This window comes from Polaribacter sp. Asnod6-C07 (assembly GCF_045063625.1).
Classification (GTDB): domain Bacteria; phylum Bacteroidota; class Bacteroidia; order Flavobacteriales; family Flavobacteriaceae; genus Polaribacter; species Polaribacter vadi_A.
Window position 1 is genome coordinate 1,159,098 of record NZ_JBEFOF010000005.1, and the last position, 15,107, is coordinate 1,174,204.

General features: G+C 28.4%; 16 protein-coding genes. 4 read left to right on the top strand and 12 right to left on the bottom strand.

What is annotated here, in order from left to right:
- The first annotated feature begins 1 nt into the window (after nucleotide 1).
- From ACJJVK_RS04690 to ACJJVK_RS04700, 3 genes are all read left to right on the top strand, one after another.
- A complete protein-coding gene (locus tag ACJJVK_RS04690) occupies nucleotides 2–538 on the top strand; it encodes an RNA polymerase sigma factor (RefSeq protein WP_405568304.1) in 537 nt (178 codons plus the stop codon).
- A complete protein-coding gene (locus ACJJVK_RS04695; RefSeq protein ID WP_405563712.1) occupies nucleotides 538–1,827 on the top strand; it encodes a hypothetical protein in 1,290 nt (429 codons plus the stop codon). Before ACJJVK_RS04690 ends, ACJJVK_RS04695 begins: the two co-directional genes overlap by 1 nt.
- Nucleotides 1,828–2,006: 179 nt before the next feature.
- On the top strand, nucleotides 2,007–2,351 hold the full coding sequence (locus tag ACJJVK_RS04700) for a hypothetical protein (protein WP_215994220.1): 345 nt from the start codon (nucleotides 2,007–2,009) through the stop codon (nucleotides 2,349–2,351).
- Here ACJJVK_RS04700 and ACJJVK_RS04705 read toward each other — a convergent pair.
- Nucleotides 2,339–3,397 (bottom strand): isoaspartyl peptidase/L-asparaginase family protein, encoded by a 1,059-nt coding sequence (locus ACJJVK_RS04705; protein WP_405563715.1) that lies wholly within the window; start codon nucleotides 3,395–3,397, stop codon nucleotides 2,339–2,341. The genes ACJJVK_RS04700 and ACJJVK_RS04705 overlap by 13 nt on opposite strands.
- 127 nt (nucleotides 3,398–3,524) lie before the next feature.
- Here ACJJVK_RS04705 and ACJJVK_RS04710 point away from each other — a divergent pair, with 127 nt between their 5' ends.
- Nucleotides 3,525–5,066, top strand: a complete 1,542-nt coding sequence (locus ACJJVK_RS04710; RefSeq protein WP_405563716.1) for an aldehyde dehydrogenase family protein — start codon at nucleotides 3,525–3,527, stop codon at nucleotides 5,064–5,066.
- A gap of 44 nt (nucleotides 5,067–5,110) precedes the next feature.
- Here ACJJVK_RS04710 and ACJJVK_RS04715 read toward each other — a convergent pair whose 3' ends face one another.
- The 11 genes from ACJJVK_RS04715 to atpA all read right to left on the bottom strand — a co-directional run bounded on the left by ACJJVK_RS04715 (nucleotide 5,111) and on the right by atpA (nucleotide 15,107).
- Nucleotides 5,111–6,271 (bottom strand): hypothetical protein, encoded by a 1,161-nt coding sequence (locus tag ACJJVK_RS04715; protein WP_405563719.1) that lies wholly within the window; start codon nucleotides 6,269–6,271, stop codon nucleotides 5,111–5,113.
- On the bottom strand, nucleotides 6,252–6,779 hold the full coding sequence (locus ACJJVK_RS04720; protein ID WP_405563721.1) for a hypothetical protein: 528 nt from the start codon (nucleotides 6,777–6,779) through the stop codon (nucleotides 6,252–6,254). The genes ACJJVK_RS04715 and ACJJVK_RS04720 overlap by 20 nt, the downstream gene beginning before the upstream one ends.
- Complete coding sequence (locus ACJJVK_RS04725) at nucleotides 6,769–7,311, bottom strand: RNA polymerase sigma factor (protein WP_405563723.1); 543 nt, start codon at nucleotides 7,309–7,311, stop codon at nucleotides 6,769–6,771. The genes ACJJVK_RS04720 and ACJJVK_RS04725 overlap by 11 nt, the downstream gene beginning before the upstream one ends.
- Nucleotides 7,312–7,399: 88 nt before the next feature.
- A complete protein-coding gene (locus ACJJVK_RS04730; RefSeq protein ID WP_405563725.1) occupies nucleotides 7,400–8,542 on the bottom strand; it encodes an ATP-binding protein in 1,143 nt (380 codons plus the stop codon).
- Nucleotides 8,539–9,180 (bottom strand): hypothetical protein, encoded by a 642-nt coding sequence (locus ACJJVK_RS04735; protein WP_405563728.1) that lies wholly within the window; start codon nucleotides 9,178–9,180, stop codon nucleotides 8,539–8,541. Before ACJJVK_RS04735 ends, ACJJVK_RS04730 begins: the two co-directional genes overlap by 4 nt.
- 2 nt (nucleotides 9,181–9,182) lie before the next feature.
- Nucleotides 9,183–10,049, bottom strand: a complete 867-nt coding sequence (locus ACJJVK_RS04740; RefSeq protein ID WP_405563729.1) for an aldo/keto reductase family oxidoreductase — start codon at nucleotides 10,047–10,049, stop codon at nucleotides 9,183–9,185.
- Nucleotide 10,050: 1 nt separating this feature from the next.
- Entirely contained in the window at nucleotides 10,051–10,800 is a 750-nt protein-coding gene (locus ACJJVK_RS04745) for an SDR family NAD(P)-dependent oxidoreductase (RefSeq protein WP_405563732.1), read from the bottom strand.
- A 173-nt stretch (nucleotides 10,801–10,973) separates the two neighbouring features.
- Complete coding sequence (locus ACJJVK_RS04750) at nucleotides 10,974–11,900, bottom strand: hypothetical protein (protein WP_405563734.1); 927 nt, start codon at nucleotides 11,898–11,900, stop codon at nucleotides 10,974–10,976.
- Between the two features lie 111 nt (nucleotides 11,901–12,011).
- A complete protein-coding gene (locus ACJJVK_RS04755) occupies nucleotides 12,012–12,476 on the bottom strand; it encodes a hypothetical protein (protein WP_405563736.1) in 465 nt (154 codons plus the stop codon).
- A 119-nt stretch (nucleotides 12,477–12,595) separates the two neighbouring features.
- Nucleotides 12,596–13,459, bottom strand: coding sequence for an ATP synthase F1 subunit gamma (gene atpG / locus ACJJVK_RS04760; RefSeq protein WP_215994209.1), 864 nt, complete (start codon nucleotides 13,457–13,459; stop codon nucleotides 12,596–12,598).
- A gap of 70 nt (nucleotides 13,460–13,529) precedes the next feature.
- Entirely contained in the window at nucleotides 13,530–15,107 is a 1,578-nt protein-coding gene (atpA, locus tag ACJJVK_RS04765; protein ID WP_405563739.1) for a F0F1 ATP synthase subunit alpha, read from the bottom strand.

The window sequence follows — 15,107 nt, forward strand, 5'->3', positions numbered from 1 at the left end:
CATCAAACTCGAAGAATTAATACAGAAATGTTGTGAGCAAGATTTGGATGCTCAATCTAAAGTTTATCACTTATTTGCTGATAAACTTTTTGCTGTTTGTTTAAAATATTCTAGAAACTATCAAGATGCAGAAGACAACCTACAAGATAGTTTTTTAACCATTTTCGAAAAAATAAAACAGTACAAATACAAAGGTTCTTTTGAGGGATGGTTAAAGAAAATAACCATTCATACAGTTTTACAAAAATATAGACAAAAAGCACCTTTAGAAATTGTAACAGAAGTTATAGATGATGTTGAAAACGAAGAATTAGAAATAGAAAATTCTGTTTATAATGTTGATGTTTTATTAGAATGTATTCAGCAATTAACAGACAGATATCGTTTAGTTTTTAACTTATATGTTTTAGATAATTATTCTCATAAAGAAATTGCTGAGTTACTAAAAATTTCTGAAGGCACTTCTAAATCTAACTTATCTAGAGCTAGAAAAATTTTGAAAGAAAAATTAGAAATCCATCAAAAAAAGTTGAATTAATGGATAACAAAAACATAGATAAACTGTTTCAAGAACAGCTTAAAGATTTGGAAATATCGCCAAACAAAAGCGCTTGGATCAATATTGAACGCAAACTAAAAAAGAAGAAACGTAAGGTTTTTCCTTTTTGGTGGTTTTCTGGTGCTGTAGCTTCAATATTAATTTTGGGCTTAATTTTTAACCCTTTTTCTAAGGATGAAAATCAAAATATTAATAACACTTTAGATGAAGTAATTACAACTATTCACAAAGAAAATTCAACAATTTTAAAAGAAAAGGATACACTTATTTTAAATAAAAACTTAAAAAATGATGTGCTTATTTCTATAGCTAATGAAACAATTCATATAAACAAAAACACTCAAAACTTAGCTGAAACAAGACAAGGTAAAAGTGTAATAAATAATAGAAAACCTGTAAAACCTTTACAGTTTTCTTTTAGTTCTTTTGATTATAATTTTAATATATCACAAAAAAATAGTGAGTTATCTATATCAACAATAAATACTAAAAAGAAGAATTTTAAAAAGTTAAACATTCAAGAATTATTTAAAGAAAAAGAAGATTTAATTACAGATAAACAAATAAACAAAAATTGGTCTGTTGCTCCTGTTTTTGCAGTTTTACAATCAAATTCTTTTACAAATACATCTCCTATTAATGAAAATTTAGCAAACTCTACTAAAGGCGAAAATACTTATTCTTATGGTGTACAAATTGCTTATAAAATCAATAAAAAATGGACAATTCAATCTGGTATTCATTTACAAGAAATGAGTTATGCCAATAACCAAGTAAGCATTTCACTATCAGAGCAAAGTAATACAGAAACAACAGAATTTACAAATGGCGAAACTTTTTCTTTTGATAGTAATAATAATTTTAATGCATTATTAAGTAGCGATTTTACTACTACTTCAAATACCACTTTTGGTAATCTAACTCAAAACTATGGTTATTTAGAAATCCCTATAGAAGTGAAATACAATTTTTCTACAAACAACAAATTCGAAACGCAAATAGTAACTGGTTTTAGTTCGCTTTTTCTTAATAAAAATACTGTAAACTTAAACACAGAAACACTATCAAAAACATTAGAAGCAAACAATTTGAACAACATTAATTTTAGTGGAAATTTAGGCTTTGACTTTAATTACCTATTTGATGAAAATTGGTCTTTAAACCTAAACCCGATGTTAAAAATGCAACTAAACACTTTTAATAAAAATTCTAATGGTTTTGCACCCTTTAATTTAGGCTTTTATACAGGTCTTAAATACAACTTCTAAAACCATACTAACAAAAATAACGTATATAAATTACTGATTATCTATTACATTATACATTTTAACGAAATGTTTTAATAAAAATGCAAAAAAACAGCTAATTTTGTATGCTTTTTGAATTTGCGTTTACAGTTTCTTAAAAATGATTGCTAGAAAATTTTATTAACTAAAAAGATGATGAAATGAAGCTTATTGAAATAACGTACAGAACTTTAAGTGGTACAAAAAAAGTTTTAAAAATACCTAAAAGAAAATCCTCTCAATGGATTATATACCAAGATAATAAACCTAAATATTATGTAGATTTATATGATTTATCTAATGAATCTAATTCAATGATGAACAGTTTGGTTTTATGTGCCAAAAGGTCTATGAACGAGGTTTTAAAAATGATAAATAAGAAACATAATATTAATTTATCAACTAAAAATTTTTCAAGTTTGGCTTTTGCTAAGAAAAAAGAATCTAAAGTTATAAATATCAATTTAGAACTTTTACCTGAAGAGTGGCTAGATTATTCTTTGTAAATTTTTACAACTAATTGGCCTTTATCGTTCATTGATGCTCTGTACATACCAGCAGTATTAAACTCAAAAGACATATTTCCGTTTTTATCAAGAGCTACAACACCACCTGTTCCTCCTAATTTGGTTAACTTATTATGAATAACATCTGTTGTAGCTTCTTTTAAAGTCTTTTGTTGATATTCCATTTGTGCAGAAATATCATAAGCAACTTGGCTTCTTATAAAATATTCACCCCAACCTGTAGAAGACACTCCACAAGTTAAATTATTAGCATAAGTTCCTGAGCCAATAATTGGTGCGTCACCAATTCTTCCCCAACGTTTGTTAGTCATTCCTCCTGTAGATGTACCAGCAGCAATATTTCCATTTTTGTCTAAAGCAACACATCCTACAGTTCCAAACTTGCTGTTTTTAATATCTGAATCGTAAAAAGCAGCAGTTTTATCATCATGATCTAATTCAGTTTTTTCTTTTTCTATTATTCTTTGTAAAGATTTAAAACGTCTTTCTGTATAAAAATAACTTGGGTCTACAATTTCTAATCCTTTTTCTTTAGCAAAAATACTTGCTCCATCTCCAGAAAGCATTACATGATCAGAATCTGTCATTACTTTTACAGCTAATTCAATAGGACTTTTTACATCTTTTACACCAGCAACTGCACCAGCATTTAATGTATTTCCGTCCATAAAAGAAGCATCTAATTCGTTGGTACCAGAATTGGTAAAAACAGCTCCTTTACCAGCATTAAATAATGGAGATTTTTCCATTACTTGTATGGTTTTTACAACTGCTTCTTGACTTGTACCTCCATTTTTTAAAATAGTATGGCCAACTTTTATAGCTTCTGCTAATTTGGCTTTGTAAGCTGCTTCTTTTTCGTCAGACATATTTTTCTTTAAAATAGTACCTGCTCCACCATGAATAATAATAGCAAATTCATTTTGTTTTACATCAGTATTTTTCTCTTTAGATGATGAGTTTGACTCATTTTTACATCCTAAAAAAGTCATTAAAAAAAATAATAGAAAGATTTGTGTTTTCATAGAAATTTGTTAAAATTTAAACAATAAATATTGTTTTTGTTAAAATCATATATATGTGATTTTATTCGTAATTTCGGACTTCTAAAATAAAGATTTTTTAATCAATTAACTTAAACAAAGCTGCAAAATGACAGATTTTGGTATACAAGAAGCATTATTAACTTTAGGCTTACAAAATATAAACGAAGGTACTTCTACTGGAAACACAAACTTTTCTAGTGGAGAAATTATAACAAGTTACTCACCTGTTGATGGTAAAATTATCGGAAAAGTAAAAACTACAACAAAAGAAGATTATGCTAAAGTGATGGAAGCAGCTACAGAAGCTTTTAAAACTTGGAGAACAAAACCTGCACCATTAAGAGGAGAAATTGTACGTCAGTTTGGCCAAAAATTACGCGAAAAGAAAGAAGCTTTGGGTAAATTAGTTTCTTATGAAATGGGTAAAAGTTATCAAGAAGGTTTAGGAGAAGTGCAAGAAATGATTGACATCTGCGATTTTGCTGTGGGTTTATCTCGCCAATTACATGGTTTAACTATGCACTCAGAAAGACCTGGTCATAGAATGTATGAACAATATCATCCTTTAGGGATTGTAGGTATTATTTCTGCCTTTAATTTCCCTGTTGCAGTTTGGGCTTGGAACACAGCATTAGCTTGGATTTGTGGTGATGTTTGTGTCTGGAAACCATCAGAAAAAACACCTTTGTGTGGGGTAGCTTGCCAAAATATAATTGCAGAAGTTTTAGCCGAAAATAATTTACCCGAAGGTATTTCTGGTTTAATTAATGGCGATTATAAAGTTGGAGAATTCATGACAAAAGATAACAGAATTCCACTTGTTTCTGCAACTGGTTCTACAAGAATGGGTAAAATTGTGGCAAAAGAAGTAGCTGGTAGATTAGGAAAATCTTTATTAGAATTAGGTGGAAATAACGCAATAATTGTAACTCCAGATGCAGATATAAAAATGACCGTAATTGGTGCTGTTTTTGGTGCTGTTGGTACTGCAGGCCAAAGATGTACATCTACAAGAAGATTAATAATACATGAATCTATTTATGATACTGTAAAAGATGCTGTTGTAAAAGCTTATAAACAATTACGTATAGGAAACCCATTAGATGAAAATAATCATGTAGGTCCTTTAATTGATGTAGATGCTGTTAAAATGTATGAAAATGCATTAACAAAAGTAGTTGAAGAAGGTGGAAATATTGTAGTTGAAGGTAAAGTTTTAGATGGAAATGGTTACGAGTCTGGTTGTTATGTAAAACCAGCAATTGCAGAGGCTAAAAACGAATTTAAAATTGTACAACATGAAACTTTTGCACCTGTTTTATATCTTTTAAAATATTCTGGTGATGTTACAAATGCACTTGAAATGCAAAATGGAGTAGCACAAGGTTTATCATCTGCAATTATGACAAATAATTTACGAGAAGCTGAAGCTTTTTTATCTGTTGCTGGTTCAGATTGTGGAATTGCCAATGTAAATATTGGTACTTCTGGCGCAGAAATTGGTGGTGCTTTTGGTGGCGAAAAAGAAACTGGAGGTGGACGTGAATCTGGTTCTGATGCTTGGAAAGTATATATGAGAAGACAAACCAACACCATAAATTACACAACAGACTTACCTTTAGCACAAGGTATTAAGTTCGATTTTTAAGATATTTTAAACAGTAAAAACCCAACTTTTAGTTGGGTTTTTCTTTACTTTATATTTATAATTCCATTTTTTAATAATACTTCTATATTTCCTAAAAACGGACTATTTTCTTTTTTCTTTTTTTGAAGAATTTTAGTAAGTTCTTTTTCTTTTGATGCTCCAAAAGAAGTTTTTGTGCCATTCATATTTAGAGCTGTATTGTAGCCAGAAATATCCATAGAAAAATTAGTGTCTTTTACATTGTATAAATTTATCTCTGAGTAATCTCCTGTAAGATTAAATTTTGTGAAGTTTTTACCAAAATTATAGAGGTTGAGTTTGCTGTTAGAATCATTAATTGAAACATTTTTTCCTATTTCTCCTATTTTAGTTTTTGTTTTTTCTAACTTTAATTTTGAATTAGAAATAGAACCAATATTTACTTTATACATATCTCTCAATTGAATTCTAGAATTTTTTATTCCATATGTTTCTAAAATTCCATTAGAAGAAGTTATTTGGTTATTTTTCCCATCAATTCTTTTAAATTTAAAAATACCTTTAAAACTATCCATTTTAAATTCTGTTGAAATGTCATAATCACATTTAATATCAGACTCTAAAGCTTTTATTTTTAATTGAACATATTTAGGAACTTCAATAATAAAATTCTTCTCTATTTTTTTATCAGTTTTTAAAGGCTTTTTAAGAGGAAAATTATCAATTTCTTTTTTAATATAATTGTCCATATCTCTTCCAATACTAAAATTAATCTCTTCTATTAAAGAATCTTTTGTTTTGTATAAATTTTCGCTTTTTCTATATGTTTTATAATATTTTTTTAAATATTCTTTATAAACATCATTAATAGGATTATTGAAGTTTTTATAATCAAAATTAGGTTTATATTTTATATCTATACCTAGATATAGAGAATTCTTGACTTTTAAAAAAATTTGGTTTTGATTTTTAGATGTATTTATTGAAGTATCATCTAGAAGATCATTTATTTTTCTTCTAGAATAATTATAAAAAATAATTTGATAATCAAAATGAATTTTATCGTCTTTAGATTCAATGATATGAACATTTGCATTGTCTAAATCTAAATTTAGAATAGTGTTTTCATCTACCTTAAAACTTTTTTTTAGAAGTACTTCTTTAGTTTGTGCAACAGAAATACTTGTTATTAAAAGAAATAAAATACTAAATATATATGGTTTCATTACTTGTGTTTTTTGGGTTCAATTCTTTAATATGCTCATTAATTTCTTTAATTAATTGCAAACGTCTTTGCAGATTGGTAATTAAAGATTCTAATAAATTTATGTCGTTAGGAAACTCTTTTAATTGGTTGGTTATCTTTTTATAATCATCATTAAAATTGTTCAATTTCTCCTCGTATTTTCTAATTAATAAAGTATCTGTTGTTATTTTTTTAAACTGTTTCCATTCTTTATCGATGTTTTTTAAATAGTCCTTTTCAATCTTAGAAAACTGATTTTCAAAAGAATTTGTGTTGTCAATATCATCCGTTTTAATACTAAAAAAATACATCAAACTTAAAATTAGAGCTACAGATGCTGCAATTTTATACGTAGTTCCAAATTTCCATTTGGGCTTTGGGGTATTATTTTTATTGAGTTTTTTTATAAAATCTTCTCTGTGAGATTTTGGTAAATCCTTTTTAAAATCATCATTTTCTTGAAATAAATCTCTTATATCATGTTCCATATTTCTCGTCTTTTAAAAGGTCTCTTAATGCTAATTTTGCTCTTCTTAAATGTGTTCTAGATGTTTTAACTGGTATCTGTAATATTTCTGATATTTCTTGATGATCATAACCCTCTATCAAGTATAATTTTATTACCAACTGATATTTCAATTGTAAAGTTTCTATGGCATTTAAAATTGCTTCTTTTGTTATTCTTATATCAAATTTCCAGTTTTCATCATTTGTAATTTCTAAAGGATAATTTTCAATAGAAATAGTTTCTAATTTTTTCTTCTTTAATTGATCTATACAACTATTAATTACAATTGTTTTTAACCAAGCACTAAAATTGGTGCCATCTTTATAGTTGGCTAAATTCAAAAATGCTTTTATAAAGCCATCTTGCATAGCGTCTTTAGCTTCTTCATCATTTTTTATATACCTACAAGAAATTATAAACATTGCCTTACAGTGCAAATCATAAAGCTTTATTTGTGCTTTCTGATTGCCTTTTTTGCTTTGTAAAACTAAAAGATGAATCTTTTTAGACATTGTAGTTGGTTGGTTCTATTTTAAAAACGATACGAATTTTTAAAGGTTTCAAAAAAGAAAACATTTTTTAATTAAAGGGTAAAAAACCTTAATTATATTTTACTTTTCGAATTACTCTCATTGCCTCTTTGTATTTTACATAGGTAGTTTTATCCTCTAAATTTTTAATGTAGTTTTTGGCTTTTCTAAGTAAATCTGGTGCGTCTAAAAATCCGTTTAAATAGCAGAGTAAATAATTATGTGGCAACCTAAAAACATCTTCGTGTTCTAAAACTGAAAGCTTTGTTTTAGCTGTTATTTTATGAATGATGTTATTGCAGTTATTATAAATGTGATTTACAATTATAGGATCGTATTTAGGAGGGGCAAACAAAAATTCTCTAACAATTGCGTGTTTGCCATTATATTTAAAATTGATGATGGTTTTTTCTAAAGGATAATGTGTTTCATTAGCTTCTAAACCCAACAAAATGTATTCTGTAATAATAAATGATTTTTGATTATAAGAAATTTGAACATCATCTAAAGAAGAAAAAAACAAACGAACTTGTTCGTTAATTAATTCAATATCTACTCTTGAGTAATATATATTTTTGTTGATAATTTTCTTCTCTCCTGCCCAACACAACACAAATTGTTCATTAAAAACTTTGTATTGTGGTTTGTATTCTTTTTTGTGCTTGTTTATAAAATCGAAAACACCATTTAAAGTGAGTTCAATATTATTTCTAGCATTTTTTTCTATTGCAGCAACAATATTTTTATTGGTATTTCTAAGCTCAAAAGTTGTGCCTAAAAAAGGCATAGAATTGCTACCTCTTCTGTAAAAAATAGTATCGCGATTATATTTCCAAGCGTTTTTTAATAAAGATGTAATTAAGTTATTTGGATGAATAGTTACCAAACCAATTACTTTATAGCGTGGTAAACTCGGAAAAGGAACATTTAAATATTCTATTCTTGGAGGATTATTTAAATACGCGTTTACCAAATTTTGGATTTTGCTATCGTCAAAAAAATCGACACCAATTATTTTATTTTCTTCATCTTCTACACCAATAACAATGTAAGAATTGTTCTCTGGGTTTGAGTTAGACAAAGCACAAATGTGTTTTAAAAACTTGGCCTTGCCTTCTTTTGAGCCTAATGATAGTTTTTGCTTTTTATCATAAAAACTATTCTCATCATTATGAGAAAGTAAGTTTTTGATAAGTAAGCGTTTGTTTATCATTTTAAGCTTAGTAATTTTATTTCTCTTGCTAAATTTTGTCTTGCTTTTACTTCTAATAAATCTTGATATTTATCTGTAAAATAAAGTTGTTTTCTATTTAAAAAATGCTGTAATACTTTCTTTCTTGCAGGGTTATAAACAAAATCTGGATAAATTTTATATTCCTTTCTTATATTCTTAATATAAGACTCATAAACATTCCAATTAGAACCAAGAATAGATAAATCAAAATCTAACAAAAAGGCATTGTCATTATCTTCATCTAATATAATTTGATGCTTCTTTGTTGAAATTATTAAATCGTAAATCTTGTTAATATTTAATTCTTTTTTAAAATTTTCTTTTAAAATTGATTTTGCTAAATCTGCACTTTTTTCTTCGTTTTTTTTTGATGAGGGATTGTAAACAATATCATGAAACCAAATTGCAAATAGAACTTCATCTTTATCTTTTAATTCATCTCCATTTTCTTCTGCCATTTCTAACAATGTATGTATATGAATAAAGTTATGATAATACCTTTTCTTTGAAGAATAATTCTTCTTCATGTTATTCCAAACAGAAATAATGAAAGCAGTACTATCAAAATAATTTTTAGCTAAAGTTAACCAATCTTTATGTAAGTTATCTATGTTCAAAATTAATCTACTTCTTTTCCATTACTTGCTTCTAATAATAAAAACCAATCTTGTAATTCTAAATCAATTTTTAGGGCTTTATTTGCATTTAAAATTCGTTGTTTATTTGTGGTGCCAATAACAGTAGAAACTTTTGCAGGATGTTTAAAAAGCCAAGCCAATAACAAAGCATCTTCTGTGCTATTGTATTTTTCTGAAAGCGTTTTTAAAACTTCCTTTATTTTTTTAGTTTGATTTGTTTCTGCTCTAAAAACACTACCTAAAGGACTCCAACTCATAGGCTGAATTTCATTTTGCAACATTTGGTCTAAAGAACCATTTGTCATTGCTGAGTTTTGCGTTAAAGAAAATTCAATTTGATTTACGGATACTGGAATTTTATCAGCAATTAAATCCACCTGAAAAGGTGTAAAATTAGAAACCCCAAAATTGATGATTTTACCAGATTCTTGTAGTTCTAAAACTGCTTCTGCAATATCATCAGGAATCATTAAAGGGCTAGGTCTGTGTAATAAAAAAGTATCTAAATAATCTGTTTTTAAATTTTTTAGAGATTGCTCTGCACTCCAAATAATATATTCTTTAGAATAATTATAATGTTTAACTTTATTGTTTCTTGTTTCTCCAGGATTCTGGATTCCGCATTTAGAAATAAATTCTACTAAATCTCTTTCTATTTTACTTTCTTTAAATGCTTTACCAAATTCAGCTTCTGTTGTGTAATCTCCATACAAATCTGCGTGATCAAATGTAGTGTTTCCATTTTCTACGCAAAACTGAATCATATCTGTAGCTTCTTGGGTAGAAAATTGTTTACCCCATTTACCCCAAGACATACAACCAATTATTATTTTTGATGTTGGTTTCATATCAATTTTTATTGAGCATTGTTGCGCTTGCTTGTGCTGTTGGATACACTACCAAATCTTCGATATTTACGTGGTAAGGTCTTGTAACCACAAAGTGAATAATGTCTGCAATATCTTCTGCTTGCAAAGCTTTAAAACCTTGATAAACTGTTTTTGCTCTTTCTGTATCACCTTTAAAGCGAACATCAGAAAATTCGGTTTCTACTAAACCAGGATGAATTGCAGAAACTCTAATGTTATGTTCGTTTAAATCTAGCCTCATAGACTTATTTAAAGCGTTTACAGCAAACTTTGATGCACAATATACATTTCCGTTCTTATAAACTTCTTTACCTGCTATAGAGCCAATATTTACAATAAATCCATTGTTATTTGCTATCATTTTAGGAATTATTGTTTTTGATACGTATAACAACCCTTTTACGTTAATGTCTAACATTGCATCCCAATCATCTATATCTCCATCCTGAATTGTTGATAACCCATGAGCATTACCTGCGTTATTGATTAGAATATCTATTTCTTGAAAATTTTCTGGTAAAGATTTTATTGCTGTTTGTACTTCATCTCTTTTAGAAACATCGAATTGTAAAGTGGTAACTTGGGTTAATTTAGAGAGTTCTTCTGCTAATTCTTGCAAACGTTCTTTTCTTCTACCACAAAGAATTAATCTAATGTTGTTTACTGCAAACAGCTCTGCTGTTGCTTTTCCTATTCCAGAAGTTGCTCCTGTAATAAATGCTGTTTTCATTCTTTTTTTATTTATCATTAAAAATATAAAAACTAGCCTTTAGCAGAATTGAATACGCTGTAAAATTTTCATCAATTATTAACAACGAAAAAGTCACCCTCCTCAGGGTGACTTCTCTTTCAATTGGTTATTGAGAAATAACCAATTAAAAATCAACTAACCAAACTTTATTTTTAATTTCTTCTATTCTTTGTCTTTCTTTCTATTTTAGTACGTTTTCTATCGTTATTCCTTACAACATCTTTTGCTGATTTAACAGATTTTTCACTTTTTAAATACTGTACAAATCCACGACCTGCAAACTCATAAGTGGTTTCTGAATTGTAATGAAACAGACTTATTCTATCATCATCTAAAACGCTTAATTCAAATTCTTCAATATCTCCATTGTCATAATTCAATGTTAAAATCTTAAGTGCTTCAAAACCATTAACGTCATACACCTCATATCCACCAACGTAATCCCAATTTATATTTGCAACTTGTGTGCCAAACTCATCTTGAGAACTATAAAATGTTGTTACATTATCTGGTGTAAATGCAAGGAAATTTTCATCATCAAAAGCATTTGGTGTACCACCTACTGCATCAATTTTTGCCCAAGCTTCATATTCTTGTAATAGGTATTCTATGTTTTCATAGAACAATTTATCATAATCGAAATTGTTCGTATTGTAACCTACTAAATAATAACTTACATTTTCTCTGTAGTTGTAAATTCTAATTTCGTTAGTAGATAAAATAGTTACATTAAAATCATTAATACCATCTATATCGTGGTTGGTTTCTAACACACCATTAAAAGAGTTATAAGTACCAACATCAATCCCTAAACCATTACCTGTTCTACCAATATCTGCAATATTGTTATTTGCATATAAAATTCCGTTAATAAAAGAAAGTGTAAAAGCTCTAGATACATAAGGTACATCTCCAGAACCTGAAGTTTTATGATAATCTACATACCATAAATCGTAACCAGAAACTACCTCTTCTAAAGTAGGTGCATAGTCATCATAATCATCGTAATAAACTGTTGAACAAGAACTCAATAATGTTCCTGCAATAATAATCGTGAAAAGTAGTTTTAGCGTCTTCATAAGCTTTCTGTTTTGTGGTTATGCTTATGAATATTCAAATTGTATGCCAAAAAATAAACTAACCTAAAAAAAAACATTTTAACTGTTTTATTTTAAGCTATTTAAACTCAATTAAAAATTTGTAGATTTCACCTTTTTGAGTCCATTAATTTTAAGATATTTTATTTTATCTTTAATTTTATAGCTGATAACTACCTCATTTTCTTCTAAATCAAAAGGAAATTTTTTAATTTTTGGAACAGAATTTTTTAATTCTTTAATTGGGTTTGCATCTAAAATAAAATCTCTTTTAATTGATGATGTGTTGAAATAACCAATTAATAAATTATCATTTGAATTCTTGGTTTGTAATTTGGCAACTTTATTATCAAAATAAATACTATCAAATTGAATCCTTTTTGTTGATGTAAATTGGACTTTTACATTTGTACCTCTAACACCTGGCTGACCACCAACCCAATTTGTATAAGTAGCTGCTATAATTTTAAATGGTGGGTTTTTATCAAACTGTAAAGAGCCACATTGAGAAAACCCAAATAAAATAATTAAAATTGATAAAATTTGGATAGTTTTCATAGATCTCATATTGCAAATACAATTCAATAGTTATACCAAAATATCATAAAAAAAGAGCTTATCAAAATTGATAAGCTCTTTTTTATAAATTGTTTATATTGTCTTCTTAGAAACTACGTTTAATTATTCAATGCCTCAGCACCACCAACAATTTCTAAAATTTCGTTTGTAATTGCTGCTTGACGTGCTTTGTTATAAGTTAATAATAAACCGTCTCTTAAATCTGTTGCATTATCTGTTGCTTTGTGCATAGCTGTCATACGTGCTCCATGCTCTGATGCAAAACTATCTCTTATACCTTTGTATAATTGTGTTTTTAAAGACTTAGGTATTAAAGCTTCTACAATCTCTTCTTTTGATGGTTCAAAAATATAATCTGAATTAGAAATATCTTTTCCTCCTTCAATAGGTTTAATTGGTAAAAACTGCTCTACTTGCGGTATTTGTGTGGCTGCATTTTTAAATTGATTGTATACCAATTCAATTTTATCATAACTACCATCAACAAATAATTCCATTAACTTTTCTGCTACTAATGCAACATTATCAAAAGTTAAATCATCATAAATATCATTTCTTGTAGCTACAACATTGTTTTCTTTTGATAAAGTATCTGCACCTTTTTTACCAATAGAAAAAATATCTACTTGTTTATCAGCATACTTTTCAGCAATAGTTCTAACAGCAGTTTTTGTAATTGATGAGTTAAAGCCACCACACAAACCTCTATTTGATGTTACAACTACTAATAATACTTTAGAAACTTCTCTTTCTGTAGAATATACTCCACCTGTATCACCATCTAAAGTTGCACTTAAATTTTGCAACAATTCTGTTAATTTAGATGAATAAGGGCGCATTGCTGTAATAGCATCTTGAGCCTTTTTCAATTTTGCAGCAGAAACCATTTTCATTGCAGATGTAATCTGCATTGTAGATTTAATAGAGGTTATTCTGTTACGTATTTCTTTTAAGTTTGCCATTCTATAGTTATTAATTATTAGTCTTTAGTTTTTTAGTTTTGATAACTAAAAACTAGAGACTTACGTCTATTTATGCAAAGTGCTTTGATATTTCTGCTGCTGCTTCCTCTAAAGTAGCAGTAACTTCTGGAGTTAATTTACCAGATTTTAAAACATCTAATGCATCTCTATGTTTTGCATTTAAATAATCGATATAATCTTTCTCGAACTTTTTAACTTGATTAACAGGTACGTCTTTTAACAAGTTTTTAGAACCAGCATAAATAATTGCTACTTGATCTTCTACTGTAAAAGGATCGTTCTGAGCTTGTTTTAAGATTTCAACATTACGTTGTCCTTTAGAAATTACATTCATTGTAGCTGCATCTAAATCCGATCCAAACTTTGCAAATGCTTCTAATTCTCTAAACTGAGCTTGATCTAATTTTAAAGTACCAGATACTTTTTTCATAGATTTTATTTGTGCATTACCTCCAACACGAGATACAGAAATACCTACGTTAATTGCTGGTCTTACACCTGAGTTAAATAAATCTCCATCTAAGAAAATCTGTCCATCTGTAATCGAAATTACGTTTGTTGGAATATATGCTGATACATCACCTGCTTGTGTTTCAATAATTGGTAGTGCAGTTAAAGAACCACCACCTTTTACAATTCCTTTTAAAGAATCTGGTAAATCATTCATTTCACTTGCAATTTTATCATCATTGATAACTTTTGCAGCTCTCTCTAATAATCTTGAGTGTAAGTAAAATACATCTCCTGGATACGCCTCACGTCCTGGAGGTCTTCTTAATAATAAAGAAATTTCACGGTATGCAACTGCTTGTTTTGATAAATCATCAAAAACAATTAAAGCTGGTCTACCAGAATCTCTAAAATACTCTCCAATTGCAGCTCCTGCAAATGGTGCATAAACTTGCATTGCTGCAGGGTCTGATGCATTTGCTGCTACTATTGTTGTATATGCTAATGCTCCTCTTTCTTCTAACATATTTGCAATTGCTGCAACTGTAGAAGCTTTCTGACCAATAGCTACATATATACAGTATACTGGGTTACCAGCATCGTAAAATTCTTTTTGATTTAAGATGGTATCTAAAGCAACTGTAGATTTACCTGTTTGTCTATCTCCAATAATCAACTCACGCTGACCTCTACCAACAGGAATCATAGCATCAATAGATTTAATACCAGTTTGTAATGGCTCAGTAACAGGTTCTCTATAGATAACTCCTGGTGCTCTTCTTTCTAAAGGCATCTCATAAGTAGTACCAGTAATTGGTCCTTTACCATCTATAGGGCTTCCTAAAGTATCTACAACTCTACCTACAATTCCTTCACCTGCTCTTAAAGATGCAATTCTTTCAGTTCTTTTAACTGTAGAACCTTCTCTTACAGAAGTTGAAGCTCCTAATAATACAACACCTGCATTATCTTCTTCTAAGTTTAAAACAATACCTTCTAATCCGTTATCGAATTCTACTAACTCACCATATTGTACGTTAGACAATCCGTAAACACGAGCAATACCATCACCTACTTGTAATACTGTACCTACTTCGCTTAATGAAGCTTGAGCTTCAAAATTAGTTAATTGTTCTTTTAAAATTGCTGATACTTCAGCTGGTTTAATACTTGCCAT

What these genes read in the sequence shown, in the direction of transcription:
- ACJJVK_RS04755 (WP_405563736.1), bottom strand. Translation starts at nt 12,476, where the DNA reads ATGAAAACTATCCAAATTTTATCAATTTTAATTATTTTATTTGGGTTT.
- ACJJVK_RS04740 (WP_405563729.1), bottom strand. Translation starts at nt 10,049, where the DNA reads ATGAAACCAACATCAAAAATAATAATTGGTTGTATGTCTTGGGGTAAA.
- ACJJVK_RS04750 (WP_405563734.1), bottom strand. Translation starts at nt 11,900, where the DNA reads ATGAAGACGCTAAAACTACTTTTCACGATTATTATTGCAGGAACATTA.
- atpA (WP_405563739.1), bottom strand. Translation starts at nt 15,107, where the DNA reads ATGGCAAGTATTAAACCAGCTGAAGTATCAGCAATTTTAAAAGAACAA.
- ACJJVK_RS04710 (WP_405563716.1), top strand. Translation starts at nt 3,525, where the DNA reads ATGACAGATTTTGGTATACAAGAAGCATTATTAACTTTAGGCTTACAA.
- ACJJVK_RS04745 (WP_405563732.1), bottom strand. Translation starts at nt 10,800, where the DNA reads ATGAAAACAGCATTTATTACAGGAGCAACTTCTGGAATAGGAAAAGCA.
- ACJJVK_RS04695 (WP_405563712.1), top strand. Translation starts at nt 538, where the DNA reads ATGGATAACAAAAACATAGATAAACTGTTTCAAGAACAGCTTAAAGAT.
- ACJJVK_RS04700 (WP_215994220.1), top strand. Translation starts at nt 2,007, where the DNA reads ATGAAGCTTATTGAAATAACGTACAGAACTTTAAGTGGTACAAAAAAA.
- ACJJVK_RS04715 (WP_405563719.1), bottom strand. Translation starts at nt 6,271, where the DNA reads ATGAAACCATATATATTTAGTATTTTATTTCTTTTAATAACAAGTATT.
- ACJJVK_RS04725 (WP_405563723.1), bottom strand. Translation starts at nt 7,311, where the DNA reads ATGTCTAAAAAGATTCATCTTTTAGTTTTACAAAGCAAAAAAGGCAAT.
- atpG (WP_215994209.1), bottom strand. Translation starts at nt 13,459, where the DNA reads ATGGCAAACTTAAAAGAAATACGTAACAGAATAACCTCTATTAAATCT.
- ACJJVK_RS04720 (WP_405563721.1), bottom strand. Translation starts at nt 6,779, where the DNA reads ATGGAACATGATATAAGAGATTTATTTCAAGAAAATGATGATTTTAAA.
- ACJJVK_RS04705 (WP_405563715.1), bottom strand. Translation starts at nt 3,397, where the DNA reads ATGAAAACACAAATCTTTCTATTATTTTTTTTAATGACTTTTTTAGGA.
- ACJJVK_RS04730 (WP_405563725.1), bottom strand. Translation starts at nt 8,542, where the DNA reads ATGATAAACAAACGCTTACTTATCAAAAACTTACTTTCTCATAATGAT.